The 23,026-nt window shown below is 73.6% G+C and carries 16 protein-coding genes and 1 pseudogene; 11 read left to right on the top strand and 6 right to left on the bottom strand.

The features are described 5' to 3' along the window. The 4 genes and pseudogenes from AB0K12_RS34505 to AB0K12_RS34490 all read left to right on the top strand — a co-directional run. Window positions 1-132 (top strand): annotated as a pseudogene (locus AB0K12_RS34505) (IS110 family transposase); the annotation flags it as partial. Window positions 133-263: 131 nt separating this feature from the next. After that, a complete protein-coding gene (locus AB0K12_RS34500) occupies window positions 264-1,409 on the top strand; it encodes an amidohydrolase family protein (RefSeq protein ID WP_364570865.1) in 1,146 nt (381 codons plus the stop codon). An 81-nt stretch (window positions 1,410-1,490) separates the two neighbouring features. Then, a complete protein-coding gene (locus AB0K12_RS34495) occupies window positions 1,491-2,870 on the top strand; it encodes an amidohydrolase (protein WP_364570862.1) in 1,380 nt (459 codons plus the stop codon). A gap of 69 nt (window positions 2,871-2,939) precedes the next feature. After that, window positions 2,940-5,738 (top strand): glycoside hydrolase family 2 TIM barrel-domain containing protein, encoded by a 2,799-nt coding sequence (locus AB0K12_RS34490; protein WP_364570859.1) that lies wholly within the window; start codon window positions 2,940-2,942, stop codon window positions 5,736-5,738. 91 nt (window positions 5,739-5,829) lie between these two features. Here AB0K12_RS34490 and tuf read toward each other — a convergent pair whose 3' ends face one another. Together tuf and AB0K12_RS34480 are read right to left on the bottom strand one after the other, a co-directional pair. Next, window positions 5,830-6,999: an elongation factor Tu gene (gene tuf / locus AB0K12_RS34485; protein WP_364570856.1), complete on the bottom strand. Its 1,170-nt coding sequence runs from the start codon at window positions 6,997-6,999 to the stop codon at window positions 5,830-5,832. Between the two features lie 230 nt (window positions 7,000-7,229). Then, on the bottom strand, window positions 7,230-8,525 hold the full coding sequence (locus tag AB0K12_RS34480; RefSeq protein ID WP_364570853.1) for a UDP-glucose/GDP-mannose dehydrogenase family protein: 1,296 nt from the start codon (window positions 8,523-8,525) through the stop codon (window positions 7,230-7,232). 208 nt (window positions 8,526-8,733) lie between these two features. On the opposite strand from AB0K12_RS34480, the gene AB0K12_RS34475 reads away from it, so the two are divergent. The 7 genes from AB0K12_RS34475 to AB0K12_RS34445 all read left to right on the top strand — a co-directional run bounded on the left by AB0K12_RS34475 (window position 8,734) and on the right by AB0K12_RS34445 (window position 18,698). Continuing rightward, entirely contained in the window at window positions 8,734-10,614 is a 1,881-nt protein-coding gene (locus AB0K12_RS34475) for a S9 family peptidase (protein ID WP_364570850.1), read from the top strand. Further along, window positions 10,575-11,903 (top strand): serine hydrolase domain-containing protein, encoded by a 1,329-nt coding sequence (locus AB0K12_RS34470; protein WP_364570847.1) that lies wholly within the window; start codon window positions 10,575-10,577, stop codon window positions 11,901-11,903. Before AB0K12_RS34475 ends, AB0K12_RS34470 begins: the two co-directional genes overlap by 40 nt. Before the next feature lie 14 nt (window positions 11,904-11,917). Further along, the gene (locus tag AB0K12_RS34465; protein ID WP_364570844.1) at window positions 11,918-13,609 is read left to right on the top strand and encodes a helix-turn-helix domain-containing protein; all 1,692 of its coding nucleotides are present in this window, start codon (window positions 11,918-11,920) and stop codon (window positions 13,607-13,609) included. Between the two features lie 91 nt (window positions 13,610-13,700). Beyond that, the gene (locus AB0K12_RS34460; RefSeq protein ID WP_364570841.1) at window positions 13,701-15,272 is read left to right on the top strand and encodes an ABC transporter substrate-binding protein; all 1,572 of its coding nucleotides are present in this window, start codon (window positions 13,701-13,703) and stop codon (window positions 15,270-15,272) included. Continuing rightward, window positions 15,272-16,213 (top strand): ABC transporter permease, encoded by a 942-nt coding sequence (locus AB0K12_RS34455; protein ID WP_364570838.1) that lies wholly within the window; start codon window positions 15,272-15,274, stop codon window positions 16,211-16,213. The genes AB0K12_RS34460 and AB0K12_RS34455 overlap by 1 nt, the downstream gene beginning before the upstream one ends. Continuing rightward, entirely contained in the window at window positions 16,210-18,036 is a 1,827-nt protein-coding gene (locus AB0K12_RS34450) for a dipeptide/oligopeptide/nickel ABC transporter permease/ATP-binding protein (RefSeq protein ID WP_364570835.1), read from the top strand. The genes AB0K12_RS34455 and AB0K12_RS34450 overlap by 4 nt, the downstream gene beginning before the upstream one ends. Beyond that, window positions 18,033-18,698: an ATP-binding cassette domain-containing protein gene (locus AB0K12_RS34445; protein WP_355423069.1), complete on the top strand. Its 666-nt coding sequence runs from the start codon at window positions 18,033-18,035 to the stop codon at window positions 18,696-18,698. The genes AB0K12_RS34450 and AB0K12_RS34445 overlap by 4 nt, the downstream gene beginning before the upstream one ends. Here AB0K12_RS34445 and menC read toward each other — a convergent pair. The 4 genes from menC to AB0K12_RS34425 all read right to left on the bottom strand — a co-directional run bounded on the left by menC (window position 18,688) and on the right by AB0K12_RS34425 (window position 22,886). Then, window positions 18,688-19,788 (bottom strand): o-succinylbenzoate synthase, encoded by a 1,101-nt coding sequence (menC, locus tag AB0K12_RS34440; RefSeq protein ID WP_364570831.1) that lies wholly within the window; start codon window positions 19,786-19,788, stop codon window positions 18,688-18,690. The two genes, AB0K12_RS34445 and menC, sit on opposite strands and share 11 nt — an antisense overlap. Next, window positions 19,785-20,549, bottom strand: coding sequence for a GNAT family N-acetyltransferase (locus tag AB0K12_RS34435; protein WP_364570828.1), 765 nt, complete (start codon window positions 20,547-20,549; stop codon window positions 19,785-19,787). Before AB0K12_RS34435 ends, menC begins: the two co-directional genes overlap by 4 nt. Before the next feature lie 121 nt (window positions 20,550-20,670). Then, window positions 20,671-21,249 (bottom strand): acyclic terpene utilization AtuA family protein, encoded by a 579-nt coding sequence (locus tag AB0K12_RS34430; protein ID WP_364570825.1) that lies wholly within the window; start codon window positions 21,247-21,249, stop codon window positions 20,671-20,673. Window positions 21,250-21,302: 53 nt separating this feature from the next. Then, complete coding sequence (locus tag AB0K12_RS34425; protein WP_364570822.1) at window positions 21,303-22,886, bottom strand: Na+/H+ antiporter; 1,584 nt, start codon at window positions 22,884-22,886, stop codon at window positions 21,303-21,305. Between the last annotated feature and the right edge of the window lie 140 nt (window positions 22,887-23,026).

Below are 23,026 nucleotides of genomic sequence, written 5' to 3'. Positions count from 1 at the left end.
ACCCGCGCCTACATGCAACGACGCACCCAGGACGGCCTGTCCAAGAAAGAGATCATCCGCTGCCTGAAGCGCTACGTCGCTCGAGAACTCCACCGAATCATCACATCAAACGATCAAGAACATGCCGCTTGACATCCATAGGAGCATCCTTCCCCTTTCAGCGGGCCCCTGGGAACGTCTCCCGGGGGCCCGCCCCCTGTGTTGGGGGCCTCGGCGGGCGGGTACGAGATCGAATCAGCGCCGTCTGATCGAAAGGACCGGCGATGTCGATGGAGCTCGAAGTCGTGCCCGCCGGGCTGGCCCGCGTGCTGGAGGAGCTGCCGCTGGTGGACCACCACGTGCACGGGGCCACCTCGCACGACCTGTCGCGCACCGCGTTCGAGGAGCTGCTCGGCGAGTCCGACCGGCCGGTGCCCGACTGGATGACCCGGTTCGACTCCCAGCTCGGATTCGCCGTGCTGCGCCACTGCGCGCCCGTCCTCGGCCTCGAGCCGTTCTGCGCGCCGGAGGAGTACCTCGCCAGGAGGGCCAGGATCGGCGCGCACGAGGCCAACCGGCTGCTGCTCGGCGCGTCCGGCGTCGGCCACTTCCTGGTCGAGACCGGCTACCGCGCCGAGGAGCTGCTCGGCCCCTCCGGGATGGCCGAGGCGAGCGGGGCGCCCGCCGACGAGGTGGTGCGGCTGGAGAACGTGGCCGAGCAGCTGGCCGCCGCCGGATGCGGGGCGGGGGAGTTCGGGCGGCGCTTCGCCGAGGCGTTGTGGGAGCGGACAGGGGGCGCCCGCGGGCTCAAGACCGTCGCCGCCTACCGGTGCGGGCTCGATTTCGACCCGGCGCCGCCGTCCGCCGACGAGGTGTCCGCGGCGGCCGGGCGGTGGCTTGAGGAGGGCGGGCGGCTGCGCGACCCCGTGCTCGTCCGTCACCTCATCTGGACGGGGCTCGAACGGGGGCTGCCGCTGCAGTTCCACATCGGGTACGGCGACCCCGACATCGACCTCAAGCGGTCCGACCCGCTGCTGCTGCGCGGGCTGATCGAGCTGGCCGAGCCCACCGGGGTGCCGTTGCTGCTGCTGCACTGCTACCCCTTCCAGCGGCACGCCGGGTACCTGGCGCAGGCGTATCCGGCGGTGTTCTTCGACGTGGGGCTGGCGCTCACCCACGTCGGGGCGCGCGGTTCCGCGCTGCTGGCCGAGAGCCTGGAGGTGGCGCCGTTCGCGAAGATCCTCTACTCGTCCGACGCGTGGGGGCCCGCCGAGCTGCACTATCTCGGCGCGTTGTTGTGGCGGAGGGGGATGGCGCGGGTGCTCGGGGAGTTCGTGCTGGAGGAGGAGTGGTCGGTGGCGCAGGCGGTGCGCGTCGCGACCATGATCGGCGCGGAGAACGCGCGCCGCGTGTACGGCCTGGGCGGCTGACGGTTCCTCTTGGGACGGGTATGGGACGGCCATAAGGGCACGTATGCGGACATTGCACAGTATCGATGGAGAGGAGAGACGGTGACGGGGGCAGTACGAGCGGCCGGGAACGGACATCGAGCGGCGGGGCTGGAGGCGGCGCTGCGGGCCGCCCTGCGGCGGGAGCTGCCGGCGGCCGTCGCCCTGCGCCGCGAGCTGCACGCGGCGCCCCGCGTGTCCGGGCAGGAGGGGCCGACGCTCAAGCAGGTGCTCGACGCGCTGCCCGACGGCCTCGTCGAGCACGTGGCGGGCACCGGAGCCGTGCTGCGCGTCGGCGGCCCCGGCGCCGCCGTGGGGGTGCGGGGCGAGCTGGACGCGCTGCCGATCGTCGAACGAACGGGCGTGCCGTGGGCCGCCACCAACGGCGCCATGCACGCCTGCGGCCACGACGTGCACCTGGCCGCCGTGGTCGCCCTGGCCCGCGCCGTCGCCGCGGTCGCCGCCGGCGGTCCAGCGGAGGCGGCACCGGAGGTCATGACGGAAGCCGCCGCCCAGGGCGCCGCGGAAGCGGTCACGGACGCGGAACCGGTCGGTGGGTCGCCTGCAGGGGCCGCCGGGGTGGGCGTGGTGCAGGAGGTCGCGGAAGCCGCCATGGAAGGCGCGGCCGAGGCGGTCGCCGAGGTCGTGAGCGGGGCGGAGCCGATGCCGTTGCTGGTGGTGTTGCAGCCGCGCGAGGAGACGTACCCGTCGGGGGCGCAGGACGTCGTGCGGTCCGGCGCGCTGGACCGGCACGAGCTGCGGGCGATGGTCGGGGCGCACGTGCAGCCGGTGCTGGAGGAGGGGACGATCGCCTGCACGCCGGGGCCGGTCAACGCGTCGTCCGACGAGTTCAGGGTGCGGGTCACCGGGGCCGAGGGGCATGCGGCGTACCCGCATCTGACCCGCGATCCCGTGCTCGCGATGGCGCAGGTGATCGTAGCCGCGCAGCAGCTCGTCAGCCGGGCCGCCGACCCGATGGTGCCGACGGTGATCACGTTCGGCACGGTCACGGCGGGCACCACCCCCAACGCCGTGCCCGGCGAGGCGCTGGCCACCGGCACCCTGCGCACGATGTCGGCGAGCTGGCGCGAGGAGCTGCACGTCAGGTTCAGGCAGGTGATCAGGGACACCGCCCGCGCGTACGGCTGCACGGCCGACGTCGAGATCCTGCCCGGCGAGCCGATCCTCATCAACGACCACGATCTCGCGCTGCGCGCGGGGGAGCGGCTGCGACATGAGGGCTGGACGGTGTCGGACGAGCTGCGTTCGTGCGGGGCCGACGACTTCGCCAGGTACGGCGCGGTGGCGTCGTCGCTGATGATGTTCGTGGGCGTGGACACGGTGGCCGGGCTGCACAGCCCCCGGTTCCTGCCGGACGACGAGGCGGTCGGGGCGGTGGCCGAGGCCCTGCTGGCAGGCTACCTGGCCGCCTCCGGCCCGTGACCCCCGCACAGCCCGGACGAAGGACCCCATCGCTGACGAAACCTCCCCCAACCTCTAGGCTCAGCGGCGATGGATCTCGAAACATTCACCCCCGGCTCGGGTCGGCTCGCCCCCCGAGCGGCCCTCCACTCCGACGCCCCCGCCATCAGCCTCAACGGCACGTGGCGCTTCCGCCTGTCGCCGACCGCCGACGTCCCCGAGGACTTCACCGCCCCCGGCTACGACGACTCCGGCTGGGACGACCTCCCCGTCCCGTCCCACTGGAACCTGCACGGCCACGGCGCTCCCGCCTACACCAACGTCTCCTTCCCCATCCCGATCGACCCGCCGCACGTCCCCGGCGAGAACCCGACAGGCGACTATCGCCGCGCGTTCGACCTGCCGGACGGCTGGCAGGGCGGGCGGCAGGGTGGGAGGCAGGGCGGGCGGCTGCGGTTCGAGGGCGCGGAGTCGTTCGCCCGCGTCTGGCTCAACGGCCACGAGCTGGGCTTCTCGACCGGCAGCCGGCTGCCCGTCGAGTACGACGCCGCCCCCTACCTGCGGCCCGGCCGCAACGTGCTGGCCGTGCGGGTGCACCAGTGGTCGGCCGCCACGTACCTGGAGGACCAGGACATGTGGTGGCTGCCCGGCATCTTCCGCGACGTCACGCTCACCCGCTCCACCGCCGACGTGTACGTCCGTGCCGACTACCGCGATGGCCGCGGCGTGCTCGCCTACCTCGAAGGTCCCGGCCCGCTGGGCATCCCTGAACTGGGCGTGACCGGCCTGGAGCCGGGCGGCGAGATCACCGTCGAGGCAGAGCCGTGGACGGCCGAGACCCCCCGCCTGTACGAGGCCGTCGTCACCGGCGACGGGGAGACCGTGCGGCTGCGGATCGGGTTCAGGACGATCTCCATCGAGGACGGCGTGCTGCTCGCCAACGGCAGGCCGCTGCTGCTCAAGGGCGTCAACCGGCACGAGTTCCACCCGGAGCACGGCCGGGCGGTGCCGTACGAGACCATGCGCGAGGACGTGCTGCTGATGAAGCGGCACAACGTCAACGCGGTCAGGACCAGCCACTACCCGCCCCACCCGCGCTTCCTCGACCTGTGCGACGAGCTGGGCCTGTGGGTGATCGACGAGTGCGACCTGGAGACGCACGGCTTCTGGGAGGTCGGCTGGCGCGCCAACCCCACCGACGACCCCCGCTACGCCGACGCGCTGCTCGACCGCATGCGCCGCATGGTCGAACGCGACAAGAACCACCCCAGCGTCATCATGTGGTCGCTCGGCAACGAGGCGGGCGTGGGCCGCAACCTCGCCGTCATGGCCGACTGGGCGCGCGAGCGCGACCCGTCCAGGCCGCTGCACTACGAGGGCGACCGCTCCTGCGCCCACACCGACGTCTACTCCCGCATGTACGCCTCCCACGCCGAGGTCGAGCTCATCGGCAGGCGCGAGGAGGACCCGCTCGACGACCCCGCCCTGGACGCGCGCCGGCGCACGCTGCCGTTCCTGCAGTGCGAGTACGCCCACGCCATGGGCAACGGGCCCGGCGGCCTCGCCGAGTACCAGGAGCTGTTCGAGCGCTACCCCAGGCTGGCCGGCGGGTTCATCTGGGAGTGGATCGACCACGGCATCGCCCATCCCGTCCACGAGTACGCCTACGGCGGCGACTACGGCGAGCCCGTCCACGACTCGAACTTCGTCATCGACGGCCTCGTCTTCCCCGACAGGACGCCGTCGCCCGGCCTGATCGACCTGAAGAAGGTGTTCGAGCCGGTCCGCTTCACGTTCGACGGAGACGACGTCGTGCGGGTCGTCAACGGGTACGGCTTCCGCGACCTGTCCCACCTGCGGTTCACCGCGACCGTGCAGGTGGAGGGCGAGACGGTGGCCGAGCACGTGCTCGGCGTGCCGGCGGACGGTGGCGAGGTCGCGCTGCCCGGCGCGGGCGGCGGCCCCGAGGGTGAGCGGTGGCTCACCGTACGGGCCGAGCTGGCCGGGGACCAGCCGTGGGCGCCGGCCGGGCACGAGGTCGCCTGGGGCCAGACCCGGCTTTCCGCGGCCGCCCCCACCCCCGCGTCCCGCACGACCGCGTTCACCGGAGACGGGCTGATCACCGCCGGCGACTGCGCGTTCGACGCGTCAGGGCGGCTGGTGCGGCTGTTCGGGCTGGAGGTCGAGGGGCCCAGGCTCGGCCTGTGGCGGGCGCCCACCGACAACGACCGCTACGGCGGGCTCGAGGGCCGCTGGCGGGCGCTCGGCCTGCACCGGCTCACCCACCGCGTGGACGAGGTCAGCGTGGGCGACGAGCTCGTCGTACGGACCAGGGTCGCGGCGGCCGCCACCGACCTCGGGATGCGGGCGACCTACAGGTGGACGTACGACGGCGGGCTGCGGCTGGCCCTGGAGATCGAGCCGGAGGGCGAGTGGCCTGGGCCGATCCCGCGGCTCGGGGTCGACATGACGCTGCCGGGCGACGCCGTGGACCGGGTGACCTGGTTCGGGCTCGGGCCGGGGGAGACATACCCGGACACCGGGATGGCCGCCCGCGTCGGCCGCTGGTCGGCCACGGTGGAGGAGCTCCAGACGCCGTACGTGTACCCGCAGGAGAACGGCCACCGCGCGGACGTCCGCTGGGCCGTGCTCGGCGGGATCCGGGTGTCGGGCGAGCCCGCATTCGGGCTGACGGCGCGGAGATGGAGCAACACCGAGCTGACCGCCGCCCGGCACCGCCCCGACCTGGTGCCGGGCGACCGCCTGCACCTCCACCTCGACCTCGCCCACCAGGGCATCGGCACCGCCACCTGCGGCCCGGGCCCGCTCCCGGCGTACGACCTGCTGCCCCACCAGGCCACCCTGCGCCTCCGCTTCGCCACCGCGTGAGGACGCGCGCCCTCGCGTAGGGGCGAGCGCCCATGAGAACGGCCGTCCCGGTCTCAAGGACCGGGACGGCCGTCGGAGGTGCCGTCGGGGGTCAGGCGGTGAGGACGGTGCCCGCGCCCACCGTGAGGCCGCCCTCACGGATGGCGAAGCCGAGCCCCGCCTCCAGCGCGACCGCCTTGCCCAGCGTCACCGTCACCTCCACCGTCTCACCGGGGGCGGCGCTCTCGACGCCGTCCGGCAGGGTCAGCTCACCCGGCACGTCGGTCGTGCGCAGATAGAACTGCGGCCGGTAGCCGGAGGCGATCGGCTTGCGCCGGCCGCCCTCCTCCGGGGTCAGCAGGTAGACCCGGGCCGTGAACGCCCCGAGCGCCCGCTGGCTGCCCGGCGCGGCCAGCACCATCCCGCGCCGCACCTGCTCGCGGCGGATCCCGCGCAGCAGCACGGCCGCGTTGTCGCCGGCCTCGCCCTGCTCCATCGTCTTGCCGAACGTCTCGACGCCGGTGACGACGGCGGTGAACCCCTCTCCGAACCCGACCACCTCGACGGTGTCGCCGACGCGGACGGTGCCCCGCTCGATGGCGCCGGTGACGACGGTGCCCCGGCCGGTGACCGTGAGCACGTTCTCGACCGGCATGAGGAACGGCGCGTCCACGTACCGCACGGGCACGGGGATGTGCTCGTCCACCACCCGCAGCAGCTTCTCGACGGAGGCCGTCCAGACCGGGTCGCCCTCCAGCGCCCGCAGCCCGGACACCCGCACCATCGGCACGTCGCGGTAGCCGTGCTCGGCGAGCAGCTCCTGCAGCTCCAGCTCGACCAGGTCGACGAGCTCGGGGTCGGCGCCGTCGGCCTTGTTGACGGCGACGACCAGGTGCTCGACGCCGACCCGCTTGGCGAGCAGCACGTGCTCCTTGGTCTGCGGCATGATGCCGTCGTGCGCGGACACGACGAGGATCGCGCCGTCGAGCTGCGCCGCCCCCGTGATCATGTTCTTCACGTAGTCGGCGTGGCCCGGCATGTCGACGTGGGCGTAGTGGCGGGTGTCGGTCTCGTACTCGACGTGCGAGATGTTGATCGTGATGCCCCTGGAGGCCTCCTCCGGGGTGCGGTCGATCCGCTCGAACGGCGTGTACGTCGCCTGCCCACGCTGCGCCAGCACCTTCGTGATGGCGGCGGTCAGCGTCGTCTTGCCGTGGTCGACGTGACCCATGGTGCCGATGTTGAGATGCGGCTTGTTGCGTACGTAGGCCTGCTTGGCCATCGGTTCCCTTTCCCTGAAACCTGCGGAGTGAGTGACCCGTGTGGGCCGGTTCGACCTCCCCCCGCCGGGTCACTTCAGGGACTTACGGGAAGAGGTCGGCGCTCCAGGCCGTCGCAGGCACGCCCGAACGCGCCCGGCAGTGCGGGCGTCGCGAGGTGGGCGAGCGGGAACATGATGTTCATAGTGCGGTCGTCAGCAACGAACCGCAACGGATTATTCCGCCGCGTGAGTCAGGGGCGGCCGACCCCCATGTAGGTGTAGCCGAGCCCGCGCATCTCCTTCGGATCGAGCAGGTTGCGCCCGTCGAACAGCACGGGACGCCGCATGGTCGCCGCCATGCCCGCCCAGTCGGCCTCCTTGAGCTGCGGCCACTCGGTGACCACGATGGCCGCGTCGGCGCCCTCGACGGCCAGCTCGGGGGTGGCGAGGCGGGTGGTGGAGGTCCACGGCTCAGCCTCGGCGGGCCGCGCCATCGGGTCCCAGCAGCGCACCTCGGCGCCCTCGGCCAGCAGCCGCCCGGCCAGCACGGTGCTGGTGGCCTCGCGCATGTCGTCGGTGCCCGGCTTGAACGTCAGCCCGAGCAGCGCCACCCGCATGCCGGTGAGCGTGCCCAGCTCGTCCTTCAGCTTCTGGATCGCGCGGCGCTTCTGCAGGTTGTTGACCTCGATGACGGCCGACAGGAGCTGCAGGTGGTAGCCGGTATTGGAGGCGAGCTGGCGCAGCGCCTCGGAGTCCTTCGGGAAGCACGAGCCGCCCCAGCCGATGCCGGGCCGCAGGAAGTGGGGGCCGAGCCGGTGGTCGAGGCCGACCGCGCGGGCGACCTCCTCGACGTCGGCGCCGGTCTTCTCGCACAGCGTGGCGATCTCGTTGATGAAGCTGATCTTCGTGGCGAGCAGCGCGTTGGAGGCCAGCTTGACCATCTCGGCCGAGCGCACGTCCATGACGACGACCGGGCCCTCGATGCCCTCGTGCAGCCCGGCGACCAGCGCGGCGGTGGCGTCGTCGGCCGAGCCGATGACGATGCGGTCGGGCCGCATGAAGTCGCGTACGGCGCTGCCCTCGGCGGTGAACTCGGGGTTGGCGGCGTAGCCGACGTGGGACAGGCCGGCCTCGTCGAGCGCGGCCCGCACGCGGGTGCCGGTGCCGACCGGCACGGTGGACTTCATCACGACCGCCCGCAGGTGCTCGGCGCCTTCGAGGGAGCGTACGACCGACCAGACACGCGACAGGTCGGCGTCGCCCGAGGCGGACGGCGGGGTGTCGACGCACACGTACGCGATCTCGGCGCCGTCGAGCGTCTCGCCGAGGTCGGTGGTGAAGGACAGGCGCTCCTTGTTCCTGGCGATCATGTCGCCGAGGTCGGGCTCGTAGATCGGCACGTCGCCGGAGCGCAGCAGGGCGACCTTGCCGGGGTCGATGTCGCGGACCACGACCCGGTGACCCAGCTCCGCGAGGCAGGCGCCGGTCACCAGACCGATGTAACCGGCACCGAACACGGCCACCTGCCGTTCCGGCGTGCGTACCATGCTTGAACCATCCATTCTCGGGAAAATTCGGGGAAAATCAGGTGCCGGTGACCGGCGGGGGATCTTAACCTTAACGTTCGCCCCGTCATTCTCCCCGACCGGCGGGACCACCTGGTTCCCCGGCCGGTTGTAGCAGGGCACAACCAGGGGCCGGGCGTTCGTCCGGGAGGCCGAAGCAGGGCCGATGCCGGTGGCCTACGGTTCGCATATGCGACGTCTCACCCTGGACGACCTGTACGGCTTCGCCGTCCCCTCCGATCCGGCCCTGCGTCCCGACGGCGGCGCGGTGGCGTACACGCTGACGAGCGTCGACCGCGCGGCCGACGAGAACCGCACCGAGGTGTGGCTGGCCGTCCCCGGCGCGCGGCCGCGCCGGCTGGCGGAGGGCGGCGCGCCGCGCTGGTCGCCGGACGGGCGCACGCTCGCGTTCCTGCGCCCGGTGGACGGCGCCCCGCAGCTGCACCTGCTGCCCATGGACGGCGGCGAGCCCGCGCCGCTCACGAAGGCGCCGCTCGGCGCGGGCCCCGCCGTGTGGTCGCCCGACGGCACGAAGATCGCCTACGCGGGCCCGGTCGGCCCTGGCGACGGCGGGCCGCCCGACCCGCACGCGCCCGTGGTGGCCGACCGGCTCGACCACAAGGCCGACGGCGCGGGCCTGCTCCGCGGGATCACCACGCACCTCTTCGTGGTGGACGTCGCCTCAGGCGAGTCCACCCGGCTCACCGAGGGCGACCTGCACGCGGGCGAGCCGTCGTGGTCGCCGGACGGCACCAGCCTGGCGTTCACCGCGGCCCTGGAGCCCGACCCCGACCTGGAGCTCGACGCCGGCGTGTACGCGGTGCCCGCGACCGGCGGGAAGCCCGAGCGGCTGACCGACCCCGAGCTGCTCTGCGCCGGCGCCTGGTGGCTCGGCGGCCGGCTGGTGGTGGCCGCGCAGAAGGGCGAGCCGGTGGGCCACGTCCGGCTGTTCGAGCTCGGCCGGGACGGCGCCGCCGAGGTGGAGACCGGGCTCGACCGCAACGTCATGGTCGGCCACCCCGGCTACCCCGGCGCCGCCCCCGCCGCGCACGGCGACGACCTGCTGTTCTGCGCCCGCGACCGCGGCCTGACCCGTCTCTACCGCGCCCCCGCGCACAGGCTGGTGCCCGGCGACGTCAGCGTGGCGGGCGCGAGCGTGGCCGCCGGCAAGGTGGCCTACGTCGCCGCCACGCCCCGCAGCCCCGGCGAGGTCTTCCTCCTTGACCTCGCCGGCACGACCCCCGAGCGGCTCACCCGGCACACCCCGGCGGACATCGACCCGTACGTGCCGGTCAGCCGCACCTTCACCGCCCCCGACGGCACCGAGGTCGAGGGCTTCGTGCTGCGCGACGAGAGCCTCGAAGAGAGCCGCACCGGGCCCGGCCCGCTGCTGCTCGACGTGCACGGCGGCCCGCACAACGCCTGGGCGCCCGTCCTCGACGGCTTCCACCTCTACCACCAGGCGCTGGCCGCCCGCGGCTGGACGGTGCTCACCCTCAACCCGCGCGCCAGCGACGGCTACGGCGAGGCGTTCTACAAGGCCACCGCGGGCGCCTGGGGCCTGGCCGACACCCAGGACTTCCTGGCCGCCGTGGACGCCCTCGTCGCCGACGGCGTCGCCGACCCCGAACGGCTTGCCGTCACCGGCTACAGCTACGGCGGCTACATGACGTGCTGGCTGACCGGCGTGACCGGCAGATTCAAGGCGGCCGTCGCGGGCGGCGCGGTCACCGACCTGAGCAGCATCTCCGGCACCTCCGACCTGGGCCACCTGCTCAAGACGTACGAGTATCACGGCGACCTGGCCGCCCAGTCGCCGATCACCCGCGTCGGCGAGGTCACCGCCCCCACCCTGCTGCTGCACGGCGAGAACGACGACCGCTGCCCGATCGGGCAGGCCGAGCAGTGGTTCGCCGCGCTGCGCGAGCGCCGCGTGCCGGTCCGGCTCGTGCGCTACCCGGGGGCCTCCCACCTGTTCATCCTGAACGGCCGGCCCTCACACCGGTACGACTACAACGAAAGGATCATCGCGTGGCTGGAGCAATGGGTCAGCAGCGGCTCGCCGAGCTGATCACCCGGTACGAGGTGCCAGGAGCGGCGCTGGCGTACCTGCACGAGGGAGAGCTGACCGAGGTCGCCGCGGGCACGCTCAACGCCGCCACCGGCGTCGAGGCCACCCCCGACGCGCTCTACCAGATCGGCTCGATCACCAAGGTCTGGACGGCCACCCTGCTCATGCAGCAGGTCGAGCGCGGCAGGCTGACGCTGGACACCCCGGTCGCCGAGGTGCTGCCCGAGTTCAGGGTGGCCGACCCCGAGGTCAGCAAGACCGTCACCATGCGGCACCTGCTCTCCCACACCAGCGGCATCGACGGCGACCTGTTCCTCGACACGGGCCGCGGCGACGACTGCGTGGCCAAGTACGTCGAGGCCTGCGCCGACCTGGCCCAGAACCACCCCATCGGGGTCACCCAGTCCTACTGCAACTCCGGCTTCGTCATCGCCGGCCGCGTCCTGGAGAAGCTGAGCGGCAAGACCTGGGACGCCCTGCTGCGCGAGGAGATCGCGGAGCCCCTCGGCCTGACCCACACCTGGACGCTGCCCGAGGACGTGCTGCGCTTCCGCGCCGCGATGGGCCACGTGGACGGCGGCGCGCCGGCCCCGGTGTGGGGGCTGATGCGCAGCGCCGGCCCGGCCGGGCTCATCTGCGCCCGCCCGGCCGACGTGGTCGCCTTCGCGCGGGCCCACCTGGAGGGCGGGCTGCTCGACGACCCGCGGGCCATGTGGGAGCCGCAGGTGGACGTGCCCAACCCGCACGGGCTCGGCCGCCAGTGGGGCATCGGCTGGATCCTGGACGAGTGGAGCGGGCAGCGCGTGCTGTCCCACGGCGGCAACACGATCGGCCAGCACGCCATGCTCTGGGCCGTGCCGGGCACCGGGACCATCGCCTGCGTCACCGCGAACGGTGGGCACTCGGGCGCCTTCACCCGCGCCGTGGCGACCGAGCTGTTCGCCGAGCTGGACGGCCTCGCCGTGCCGCAGATGCCCGCCCCGCCGGAGACTCCGATCGAGGTGGACGCCACCCCGTACGCCGGCGTCTACGAGCGGGCCGGCGCCCGCATCACCGTGTCGGTCAAGGACGACGGGCCGTGGCTGACGATGGAGGCCACCGGCGCGCTGGCCGAGCTGGAGCCGGAGCCGGTGGAGCGCAGGCTCGTCCCCGTGGAGGGCGGCAAGCGGCCGCTGTTCGCCTGCAAGGAGCCCGACGCCCCCGACTGGCTCGCGGTCGTCTTCTACGAGCTGGCCGACGGCTCCCCGTACGTGCACATGGGCGCCCGCGCCACCCCCAAGACGGGGTGAACTATCGTGACCCCATGAGAATCCGCCCGCGCGCCAGCCTCGGGCGGATCCTCGACGACCTCGGCACCACGGTGCTCGACGTCGCCGCCTCGCCGGGCGACCTCGACGCCGAGGTCACGGGCGTGCACATCTACGACCCCCTCGACGAGCTGATCGTGCCCGAGGGCGCGATGGTGCTCGCGGTCGGGGTGCAGGGCGCCGCCGACGTCTGCGCGCTGCTGGCCCGCGTACCCCACGCGGCGGGCGTCGTCGTCAAGCTGCCCGTCGACGTGGACGAACGCGTGCGCGCCGCCGTGCTGGAGACCGGCGTCGCGGTGCTCGGCCTGACCAGGGCCGCCTCCTGGGCGCAGGTGGCGGCGCTGGTGCGCTCGCTGCTCGCCGAGGGCGACCTGGCCGAGCCCGGCGAGGGGGCGCACGGCGACCTGTTCGCGCTGGCCAACGCCGTGTGCGCGCTGCTCGACGCGCCCGTCACGATCGAGGACAGGTCGTCGCGGGTGCTGGCGTTCTCCGGCCGGCAGGAGGAGGCCGACCAGGGCCGCGTCGAGACCGTGCTGGGCCGCCAGGTGCCCGAGCGCTACCTGCGGCTGCTCGACGAGCAGGGCGCCTTCAAGCGGCTCTACCAGAACCGCGAGCCCGTCTACATCGAGCTGCACGACGGCAGCGTGATCAACCGGGTCGCCGTGGCGGTGCGGGCCGGCGACGAGATCCTCGGCTCCATCTGGGCGGCCGTGCATGAGCCGCTCACCCCGCAGCGGCAGCGCGCGCTCGCCGACGCCGCCAAGGTCGTCGCGCTGCGGCTGCTGCACGAGCGGGCCGGCGCCGACACCCAGCGGCGGCTGCGCGCCGACCTGCTGTCCACCGTGCTCGCGGGCGGCGCCGACGCCGCCGAGGCGGCCGGCCGGCTGGGCATCGCGACCGCCCGGCTCTGCGTGCTGGCCGCCGAGCTGACCGGCCCCCCTGGCGACACCGCCCGCACCTCCGGGCACGCCTCCGACCGTGCCTCCGACCGTGCCTCGGATCGTGCCTCCGATCGGCTCTCCGATCACCTCGCCGACTACGCGGCCGACCACGCGCGCAGTGAGAGCGAGCGGCAGCGCTTCTGCGACGCGCTCGCCCTGCACGTCGCCGCCATCCACCCCAAGGCCGCCGCCGCGCTGGCCGGCTCCGTCGCCTACGCCGTGCTGCCCCTCACCCCCGGCGGCGGCGAGGAGGAGCGGGCCGTCCGCGTGGCCGAGAGCTTCCTCGCCAGGGTCGGCCCCCGCCACGCCGCCAACGTCGGCGTCGGCCGGCTCGCGCTCAACCTCGCCCAGGTCGCCCGCTCCCGCGCCGACGCCGACCGGGCCCTGCGCGTGCTGCGCACCCGGGGCGCCGTCGGGCAGGCCGCCGGCTACACCGCCGTGCACTTCGAGTCGCTGCTGCTCCAGGTCGCCGACGTGGCCGCCGCCGAGGAACAGGCGCCCACCGGCCCCTACCAGCGGCTGCTGGAGCACGACGCCGAGCACGGCACCGAGCTGGCCGCCACGCTGGGGGCGTACCTCGACGCGTTCGGCGACGTCAACCTGGCCGCCGCCCGCGTCCACGTGCACCCCAACACCTTCCGCTACCGGCTCAAGCGGCTCACCGAGATCGGCGGGCTCGACCTGAGCGACCCCGACGCCCGGCTCACCGTGCAACTCCAGATGCGGATCTTCGGACGCCAGCACTAGACGGCCGCGCTTTTTCGTGGCCGGCACCGAAGAACGCGCCACGGCGCAGCCGCGAAGGTGGACCTCACCCCCACGCTCGTCTGGAGTACCCATGAGAACACCATTCGCGGCGGGCCTCGCCGCGCTCGCCCTGCTCGCGGCCGGCTGCGGAGGGACGGGGGCGGAAGGCGGGCCGGCCGGGGGCGGCACGTTCACGTACGCGCTGCCCGCCGACCCGGGCGTGCTCGACCCCGCCATGGGCGTGCTCAACGTCACCAACACCACGCTCTCGCTCGCCTACGACACGCTGGTCGGCGTGGACGCCGAGGGCAGGATCGTCCCCGCGCTGGCGCAGAAGTGGGACGTCGAGCCCGACAAGGTCACCTTCACCATGCGCAAGGACGCCGTCTGCTCCGACGGCTCACCCGTCACCCCCTCCGACGTGGCCGCCAGCGTCAACCACATCACCGACCCCGCCACCAAGTCGTCCATCTACGGCGTGCTGGTCCCCACCGGCATGAAGGCCGAGGCCGACGACGCGGCCGGCACCGTGACGCTGTCCATGCCGGAGCCGTTCAGCTTCATCCTGGAGACCGGCCGCGCCGTCTTCGTGGTCTGCGGCAAGGGCGCCAAGGACCGCTCGCTGCTGGCCCGCTCCACCTCCGGCAGCGGCGCCTACCAGCTCACCGAGGCGGTGCCCGGCGACCACTACACGTTCAAGGTGCGCAGGGAGTACACCTGGGGCAGGCCCGGCAGCTCCATCAAGGAGGCGCCGGAGACCGTCGTGCTGAAGATCGTCCCGAACGAGCAGACCGCCGCCAACCTCCTCGTCGCCGGCTCGCTCAACGGCATCACCCTCTACGGCCCCGACCGCGCCCGCGTGGAGGCCGCGCCAGGCGTCACCAAGGCGGTCACGCCGGTCGCCAACGGCCAGTTCTTCTACCACCAGGGCGACGACAGGCCCACGAGCGACCCCGCCGTGCGCAAGGCGCTCACCCAGGCCATCGACCTCAAGGAGCTGGCCGGCATCGCCTCCAGCGGCACCGGCAAGCCGCCCACCGGCCTCGTCCTGCACCCGCGCCCCTGCCAGGGCGACACCGTCACCGGCCACGTGCCCGCCCACGACCCGGCGGCCGCCGCCGCGGCGCTCGACGCGGCCGGCTGGAAGGCCGGCCCCGACGGCGTGCGCGTCAAGGACGGCAAGCGGCTCACCCTGCGCTACCTGTACGCCACCACGCGCGGCGCCGGCGTCCAGGCCGCCGCCGAGTACCTCGCCACCGCCTGGGGCAAGATCGGCGCCGAGGTGAAGCTGAACGGCGCCATCGACACCAAGCTGTCGGAGTCGCTCAACGCCACCCAGGACTGGGACGTCGTCTGGCTGCCCATCGGCGTCACCCTGCCCAGCCAGCTCGTCGGCTTCCTGTCCGGCCCCGGCGCGCCCAAGGGGGCCAACTTCGCGCACCTGGCGAACAAGCGCTACCAGTCGCTCGTCGCCGAGGCGTCGAAGGTGCCCGCGGCCGAGGGCTGCGACAAGTGGCTGCAGGCCGAGTCGGCGCTGTTCGAGGACGCCGACCTGGTGCCGGTGGTCGAGACGAACGTCCTGGAGGCGTCGAAGGGCGCCACGTACGAGATGCTCGCCGGGATGTTCACGACCACCTCCATCCGCCTCACGCAGGGGGGCTGATGAGCCGTCGTGTCGGCGTACGGCGGCTGGTGCGCTTCCTGGTGTCCCTGGCCGTGCTCGTGGTGGCGACGTTCGCGATGATCCACCTCATCCCCGGCGACCCGGTGCGCGCCGCCCTCGGCCCGGCCGCGCCGGTCGAGCTGGTGGAGGCGCGCCGGGCGGCGCTCGGCCTCGACCGGCCGCTGCCCGAGCAGCTCGTCACCTACGTGACCGGCGTCTTCTCGGGCGACTTCGGGACCTCGTTCGTCACCGGTGAGCCGGTCGGCGAGGTCATCCTGGCCCGCCTGCCCAACACGCTGAGCCTGGCCCTGCTCGCCACCCTCGTGGCGCTGCTGGTGGCCGTGCCGCTCGGCATGTGGGCGGCCATCCGCACGGAGAACGGCCGCAACCGCGGCACCGAGCTCACCTTCAGCGCCGGCACGGGCGCGGCGGTGGCGGTGCCGGAGTTCCTGTATTCGATCGCGCTGGTGGCCGTCTTCGCCATCGGGCTCGGCTGGTTCCCGCCCGCGGGCAAGGCGGGGGCGATCACGTACGTGCTGCCGGTCGCCGCGCTCGCGATCGGCCCGGCCGCCATGATCGCCCGCATCTCCCGCGTCGAGACGCTGCGCGAGCTGGGCAAGGACTACGTGCTGCTGGCCCGCGCCAAGCGCCTGCCCGCCGCCCGGCTGCACCTGCGGCACGTGCTGCCCAACACGCTCACCGCCACCCTCACCGTCGGCGGCCTGCTGCTGACCTCGCTCATCGCGGGCGGGGTGCTGGTCGAGTACGTCTTCGCCTGGCCGGGACTCGGGCTCAAGATCGTCGAATCGGTCACCCAGAAGGACTACCCGGTGGCCCAAGGCGTGGTGCTGGTCTACGGGGCGATCGTGCTGGTCGTGAACCTGGGCGTCGACCTGGTGCTCGGCACGCTCGACCCGACGTCCGCGATCAAGGAGGCATGATGACCCCGCTGCTGGGGCGGCTGCGGCGGAACGTGCCCGGCGTGGCCGGGGCCGTCATCGTGGCGGCCATGGCCCTGCTGGCCGTGCTCGGGCCGATCATCTGGGGCGCCGAGGCCGACCGCATCGACGCCGCCGCCATCCTCCAGGGCTCCTCGCCAGGACACCCGCTCGGCACCGACAACCTCGGCCGCGACCTGCTGGCCAGGGTGCTGGTGGCGGGCCGCTACTCGCTGCTGCTGGCCCTGGCCGCCACCCTGATCGGCGCGTTCGCCGGCGTCGTGCTGGGCACGCTGCCCTCGATCCTGCCCAGGCGCGGCGCCCGCCTGGCCACCGGCACCGTCAACGCGCTGGTGGCCTTCCCCGGGCTGCTGCTGGCCATGTTCACGGCCGTCGTCAGCGGGCTCGGGGCGCGCGGCGCGGTGCTCGGCATCGGCGCGGCCATCGCCCCCGGCTTCGCCCGGCTCACCCAGACCCTGGCCGCCACCGTCGCCGGCGCCGACTACGTCTCCGCCGCCCGCATGCTCGGCGTGCCGCGCCGCCGCATCCTGACCAGGCACGTGCTGCCCAACATCGCCGAGCCGCTCATCCTGCACCTCACCCAGGCGCTCGGCGGCGCCCTGCTGGGCCTGGCCGGGCTGTCCTTCCTGGGGCTCGGCGTGCAGCCGCCGGACTTCGACTGGGGGCGGCTGCTGTTCGACGGGTTCCCGCGCATCTACGTGACCCCCGAGGTGGCGCTCGGGCCCGCCGCCGCCATCGCGCTGGCCGGCATCGGCTTCAACCTGCTGGGCGACGCCCTCGCCAAGGCCGCGGCGCGCACCACCGTGCCGCGCGGCCGGGCCGTGCCCGCCGCGCCGCCCGGTGAGCCGCCCGAGCCCGACCCGGAGGCCGTGCTGGAGGTGCGCGACCTGACCGTCTCGTTCCCCGGCGGCGCGTCCCCCGTACGGAACCTGTCACTCACCGTCGCGCCCGGCGAGATCGTCGGTCTGGTGGGGGAGTCCGGCAGCGGCAAGAGCATGACCGCCGCCGCCATCGGCGGCCTCGTGCCCTACCCGGGCGCCGTCACGTACGCGGCGCTGCGGCTCGGCGGCAAGGACGTCGCCACCCTGTCGGGCAAGGAGCTCGGCACCGCGCTCGCCATGGTCTTCCAGGACCCGCTGGCCGCGCTCAACCCCGCGCTCAAGGTCGGAGGCCAGCTCGCCGAGGTCGCGGTCGTGCACGAGGGCGCCACCCGCGCCGACGCCCGCCGCCGCGCCGTGGACCGGCTCGGCCAGGTCCACCTGCCCGAGCCCGAGCGGCGCGCCGGGCAGCACCCGCACGAGCTGTCCGGCGGCATGCGGCAGCGCGCCGTGATCGCGATGGGTCTCATGGGCGCGCCCCGCCTCGTCATCGCCGACGAGCCCACCACGGCGCTCGACGTGACCGTGCAGCGGCAGATACTCAAGCTGCTGCGCGAGGTCGTCGAGGAGACCGGCGCGGCCACGCTGTTCATCTCGCACGACATCGCCGTCGTGGGCGAGCTGTGCGACCGGGTGGTCGTCATGTACGCCGGCCGCGTCGTCGAGGAGCTGCCCGCCGACCGGCTCGCGGACGGGGCCGCGCATCCGTACACGAAGGCGCTCATCGCGTCCCTGCCCGACCTCGACACCGACCGCGACACGCCGCTGGCGGGCATCCCCGGCACCCAGCCCGCACCCGCGGACGTCGGCCCCGGCTGCGCGTTCGCGCCGCGCTGCGAGCTGGCCACCGCCCGCTGCGCGAGCGAGCGTCCCGAACTCGTCACCCTCGGCCCCGGCCGGCGGGCCGCCTGCTGGGAGGTCAAGTGATCGTCAAGAACCTGAGCGTGCGCTTCGGCGCCTTCACCGCCGTGGACGACGTCACGCTGGAGATCCCCGACGGCAAGGTGGTCGGGCTCGTCGGCGAGTCGGGGTCGGGCAAGTCCACCCTCGCCAGGGCCGTGTGCGGGCTCGTCCCGCACACCGGCAGCGTCGAAGGGGCGCGGCGGGTGCAGATGGTCTTCCAGGACCCGTACGCCTCGCTGAACCCCCGCATGACCGTCGGCCGCACCATCGCGGAGGGTTGCGGCCCCGGCGAGGTGGAGCGGCTGCTCGGCCTCGTCCGGCTGCCCGCCGAGCTGGCCGGCCGCTACCCGCGCGAGCTGTCCGGCGGGCAGCGGCAGCGCGTCGCCATCGCCCGCGCGCTCGGCGGCGACCCCGAGCTGCTGGTGGCCGACGAGATCACCAGCTCGCTCGACGTGTCGGTGCAGGGAGCGGTGCTCAACCTCGTGCGCGGGCTGCGCGACGAGCTGGGCCTGTCGATGCTGTTCATCTCGCACAACCTGGCCGTCGTGCGGTACGTCGCCGACGTGGTGGCCGTCATGCACCGCGGCCGGCTGGTCGAGGTCGGGCCCGCCGAGCAGGTCGTCGGCGAGCCCGCGCACGACTACACCCGCGCCCTGCTGGCCGCGGTGCCGCGGCTCAGAGAGTGATCCACTCCGTGGCGGTGGTGACCTCCTCCAGCACGCCCGGGAGCGGCTCGACCCCGAGACCCGGGCCCGTGGGCACCTCCAGATGCCCGTCCACCAGCTCGAAAGGCTCGGTGACGTCGGTCGCGAAATAGCGGCGCGAGCCGGAGGTGTCGCCCGGCAGCGTGAAGCCGGGCAGCGCGGCCAGCGCCACGTTCGCCGCCCGGCCGAGGCCGGTCTCCAGCATGCCGCCGCACCACACCGCGATGCCGTTGGCCCGGCACAGGTCGTGGATGCGCCGCGCCTCCAGGTAGCCGCCGACGCGGCCCGGCTTGATGTTGACGATCGAGCACGAGCCGAGCGCGATCGCCGCGGCGGCGTGCTCGGCCGACTCGATCGACTCGTCCAGGCAGATCGGCGTGCGCAGCCGCTGCGCCAGCTTCGCGTGCTGCACAAGGTCGTCATTGGCCAGCGGCTGCTCGATCAGCAGCAGGTCGAACGCGTCGAGCCGGGCCAGCCTGGGCGCGTCGGACAGCGCGTACGCGGCGTTCGCGTCCACCTGGAGCAGCAGGTCGTCGCCGAACCGCTCGCGCACCGCCCTGACCGGCTCGACGTCCCAGCCCGGCTGGATCTTCAGCTTGACCCGGACGTACCCCTCGTCGACGTAGCCCGCCACCGCGTCGAGCAGCTGCGGGATCGAGTCCATGATGCCGACCGACACCCCGCACGGCACCCGCGTCTTCGCCGCCCCCAGGAACCGGCCGAACGACTCGCCCGCCGCCCGCAGCTGCGCGTCCAGCACCGCCGTCTCCACCGCCGCCTTGGCCATCCGGTGGCCCTTGATCGGCTCGAGGGCGCCGGCCACCTGGTTCGCGTCGAGGTTGGCGGGCAGCGCGGGCAGCAGGAAGCGGCGGATCACCTCGGCGGCGCCGTCGACGTACTCGGAGGAGTAGAGCGGCTCGCTCATCGCCACGCACTCGCCCCAGCCCTCGGAGTCGGGCGTCACCACCCTGACCAGCAGCACGTCACGCGCCGTCTCGGTGCCGAACGAGGTGCGGAACGGCGACACCAGCGGCATCGCGATCCTGCGCAGCTCCACTCCGGTGATCTTCACATGCTCTCCACTACGTAGTACGACTTCGCGGCGAACCCCGTCACCTTGCGGCCCTCCGCCATCAGCCCACCCAGCACATCACGGACGGCGTGCCGCCACGCCTTGCCCGCACCCTTGTCGGCCCTGCGCAGCGCCTCGATGTCGGGCGGCACCGCGACCAGCACCACCGGCGCGTCCACCGGGCCGGGGGCCGGCCGGCCGTCCTCGTCGGCCAGCGCCACCACCGCGCCCTCGGGCGCCGGCGTGTCACCGGGCTCCCGCCTGGCCAGCGCCTCGACGTGGGGCGCGGTCAGCGGCCACGAGGCCAGCAGCCGGTCGGACTCGTCGCCCTGGTTGATCGCGTCCTCCATGACGCCGTAGAAGTACGGCAGGTACTCCACCGGGCGCGCGCCCAGCTTGGCCAGGTTGAAGTGCGCGTTGCGGCGTACCAGCGGGTCGTAGGTCCAGGTGATGCGGGTCAGGCCGCGTTCGAGCGCCCAGCGGCGCTGGTGCTGCTTCAGCTCGAATCCGATGCCCCGGCCCGCGACCGAGCCGGTGACGTGGGAGTGCAGGGCGTTGCCGGCGGCCAGGAACCCCACGGAGCCGCCGACCAGGCGCCCGCCGTCGAAGGCGCCGGCGACGTAGCCGCCCGCGTGCGACAGCGCGCGCATCAGCTCCATCGTGATGGGCGGGTCGCTGGAGCCGAAATCCCAGATGTCGTCGAACAGCGTGTAGACGCCCTCCAACTCCGGCATCTCGTGGAGCTCCCTGACCTCGATCAACGTCTCACCCTTTCCCCTCACTGAGGTTCCATGGCGACGGTATGCCATGGAGGGGCGCCCGGGATTCGTCCGGTACCACCAAGAGGACGGGGGTCTTTCGTAGCGGAACCTCAGCGCGGTCTCAGCGGGCCGCCTCCGCGTGCAAGGCGATGCCGATCCTGCTCGGCGCCTCCTGGCTCAGGCGTACGGACTCCAGCGGCACCGTCACCTCCGGCGTACGGTAGCGGCCGCCGGAGAACCGGTCGGCCAGCCGCGCCCGGATGGCCGCCGCCGGCACGCCTCCGTCGAGCGAGCTGCGCCCGTCGCGCCTGATCTCCGCCGAGCACGGCCCCGGCTGCGCCGCCAGGGCCAGCCCGGCCACCGTCGCCCCGGCGAGCGGCCCCGTGTCGTCCCTGGTCCAGCCGTAGTGCCAGATGCCCGCCGCCACGACCGGCGCCGCAGGGCACCCGCCCGGCGCGGTGAGCACCACGTCGGCCCCCTGCAGCAGCTCGGCGATCTCCTCGGCCCCCCGCGCGACCGGCCGCCCCACCCGCAGCCCGGGGAACTCCGGCACCGGCCCGTCGAGCGTGTAAATGATCTTCACTCCGGTGGCGCAGGGCGGCGGCCCGCTGTCGTGCCACCCGCAGGCCACGACGTCAGCCGGCGCACCGGCCCGGGGGACGGGCGACACAGCGGGCTTCCACGTGCCGATGCGCAGCATGCTCCATGACTACCCTTCGCCGCGAACCATCACACGCCGTCATGTCGTGGTGGTCAGCGCAGGCTGCGGGCGTCGAGCCGGCGCAGGATGCGGGAGACGATCGCCGGGTCCGCCGCGGGGTCGCGGCGGGCGTCCAGCACGACCTGGCGGGCCGCCGACATCATCTCGCCCTGCACCCGGCGCATCAGCCTGACCCGGCGGACCCGCTGCTCGTACGCCTCGCGCCGCTCCTCGTCGGCGGCCTCGGGGCTGAGCCGCACCCCCATGTCCAGCAGACGGCGGTTCAGCGCCTCGATCACCTCCTCCGGCAGGTCCTCGGCCTCGTCGATCTCGCGCAGCCGCCGCTTGGCCGCCTTCGCCGCCGCCACCGCCAGCCGCTTCTCCAGCTCCCGCTCCGCCGCCGTGTCCGCCTTCACGCCCAGCTTGCCCACCAGCCACGGCAGCGACAGGCCCTGCACGATCAGCGTCGTCAGGATGACCGCGAACGCGATGAACACGATGACGGGACGCTGCGGGAACGCGCCGTCCTCCGTCTCCAGCGGGATGGCCAGCGCCAGCGCCACCGACGCCACCCCGCGCATGCCGGCCCACCACATCACCACAGTCTCCCGCCAGCTCAGCGGGATCTCGGTGTCCTCGTGGCCAGGACCGCGCGCCTTCTTCGCCAGCCAGGCCGCCGGCAGCAGCCACACCAGCCGTACGAGGACCACCACGCCCACCACGGCGGCGCTCCACCACAGCAACTCGCCCAGCCGCCCGTGCACCGTGCCGAGCACCGCGTGCAGCTCCAGCCCGATCAGCCCGAACGCCACCCCGGTCACCAGCGTGTCCACGACCTGCCAGAACGTCGCCGAGGCGAACCTGCCCAGCACGTCGTCGGCGTCCGACATGCGCTCGCTCAGGTAGAACGACGTCGTCAGCACGGCCAGCACGCCCGAGCCGTGCAGCTGGTCGGCCAGCGCGTACGACACGAACGGCACCAGCAGCGACACCCCCACCTGCAGCGTCGCGTCGCCCAGCCACGCCATCAGCCGCCCGCCCAGCCAGCCCAGCGCCAGCCCCACGATGACGGCCACCACCGCCGACAGCACGAACTCGGTCAGCGCCCCCGGCCACGAGAACGTGCCCGTCACCACCGCCGCGATCGCCACGTGGTAGAGCACGATCGCCGTCACGTCGTTGAACAGGCCCTCGCCCTCCAGCAGCGACACCATGCGCCTGGGCAGCCCCAGCCGGCCCGCCACCGCCGTCGCCGCCACCGGGTCCGGCGGGGCCACCAGCGCGCCCAGCGCGATCGCCGCGGCCAGCGGCAGTCCCGGCACCAGCGCGTGCGCCACCCCCGCCACGGCCGCCGTCGTCACGAACACCAGCGCCACCGCGAGCAGGAAGATCGGCTGCCAGTTGGCCGCGAACTGGCGCCACGAGGTGCGCTGCACGGCCGCGTACAGGAGCGGGGGCAGCAGGAGGGGCAGCACGATGCCGGGCGGTACGTCCACGTTCGGGACGAAGGGCAGGACGGCCATCACGATGCCCAGCAACGTCATGAGCACCGGCGGCGGCAGGCCCAGGCGGTCACCCAGCGGCACCATGAGCAGCGCCCCCAGGAGCACCAGCATGAGCAGCACGAACTGGTCCACGAACGCCCCCAACTGATCGCCCGGCCCAGCCTAGTCCAGCCCTTTCCCCCACCCCGAGAACCCCACCCCCTCTGGCGCTCACACCCTTCGGAGGCTCTCCCGTGGGACGGGCTCGCGTCCTTCGGGGGTGGGGTGGAGAC

The sequence above is a fragment of the Nonomuraea sp. NPDC049419 genome (assembly GCF_040676995.1).
GTDB classification, from domain to species: domain Bacteria; phylum Actinomycetota; class Actinomycetes; order Streptosporangiales; family Streptosporangiaceae; genus Nonomuraea; species Nonomuraea salmonea.
The sequence above is the reverse complement of the archived record's forward strand: the minus strand, read 5'-3'. Positions and strand labels throughout refer to the sequence as shown.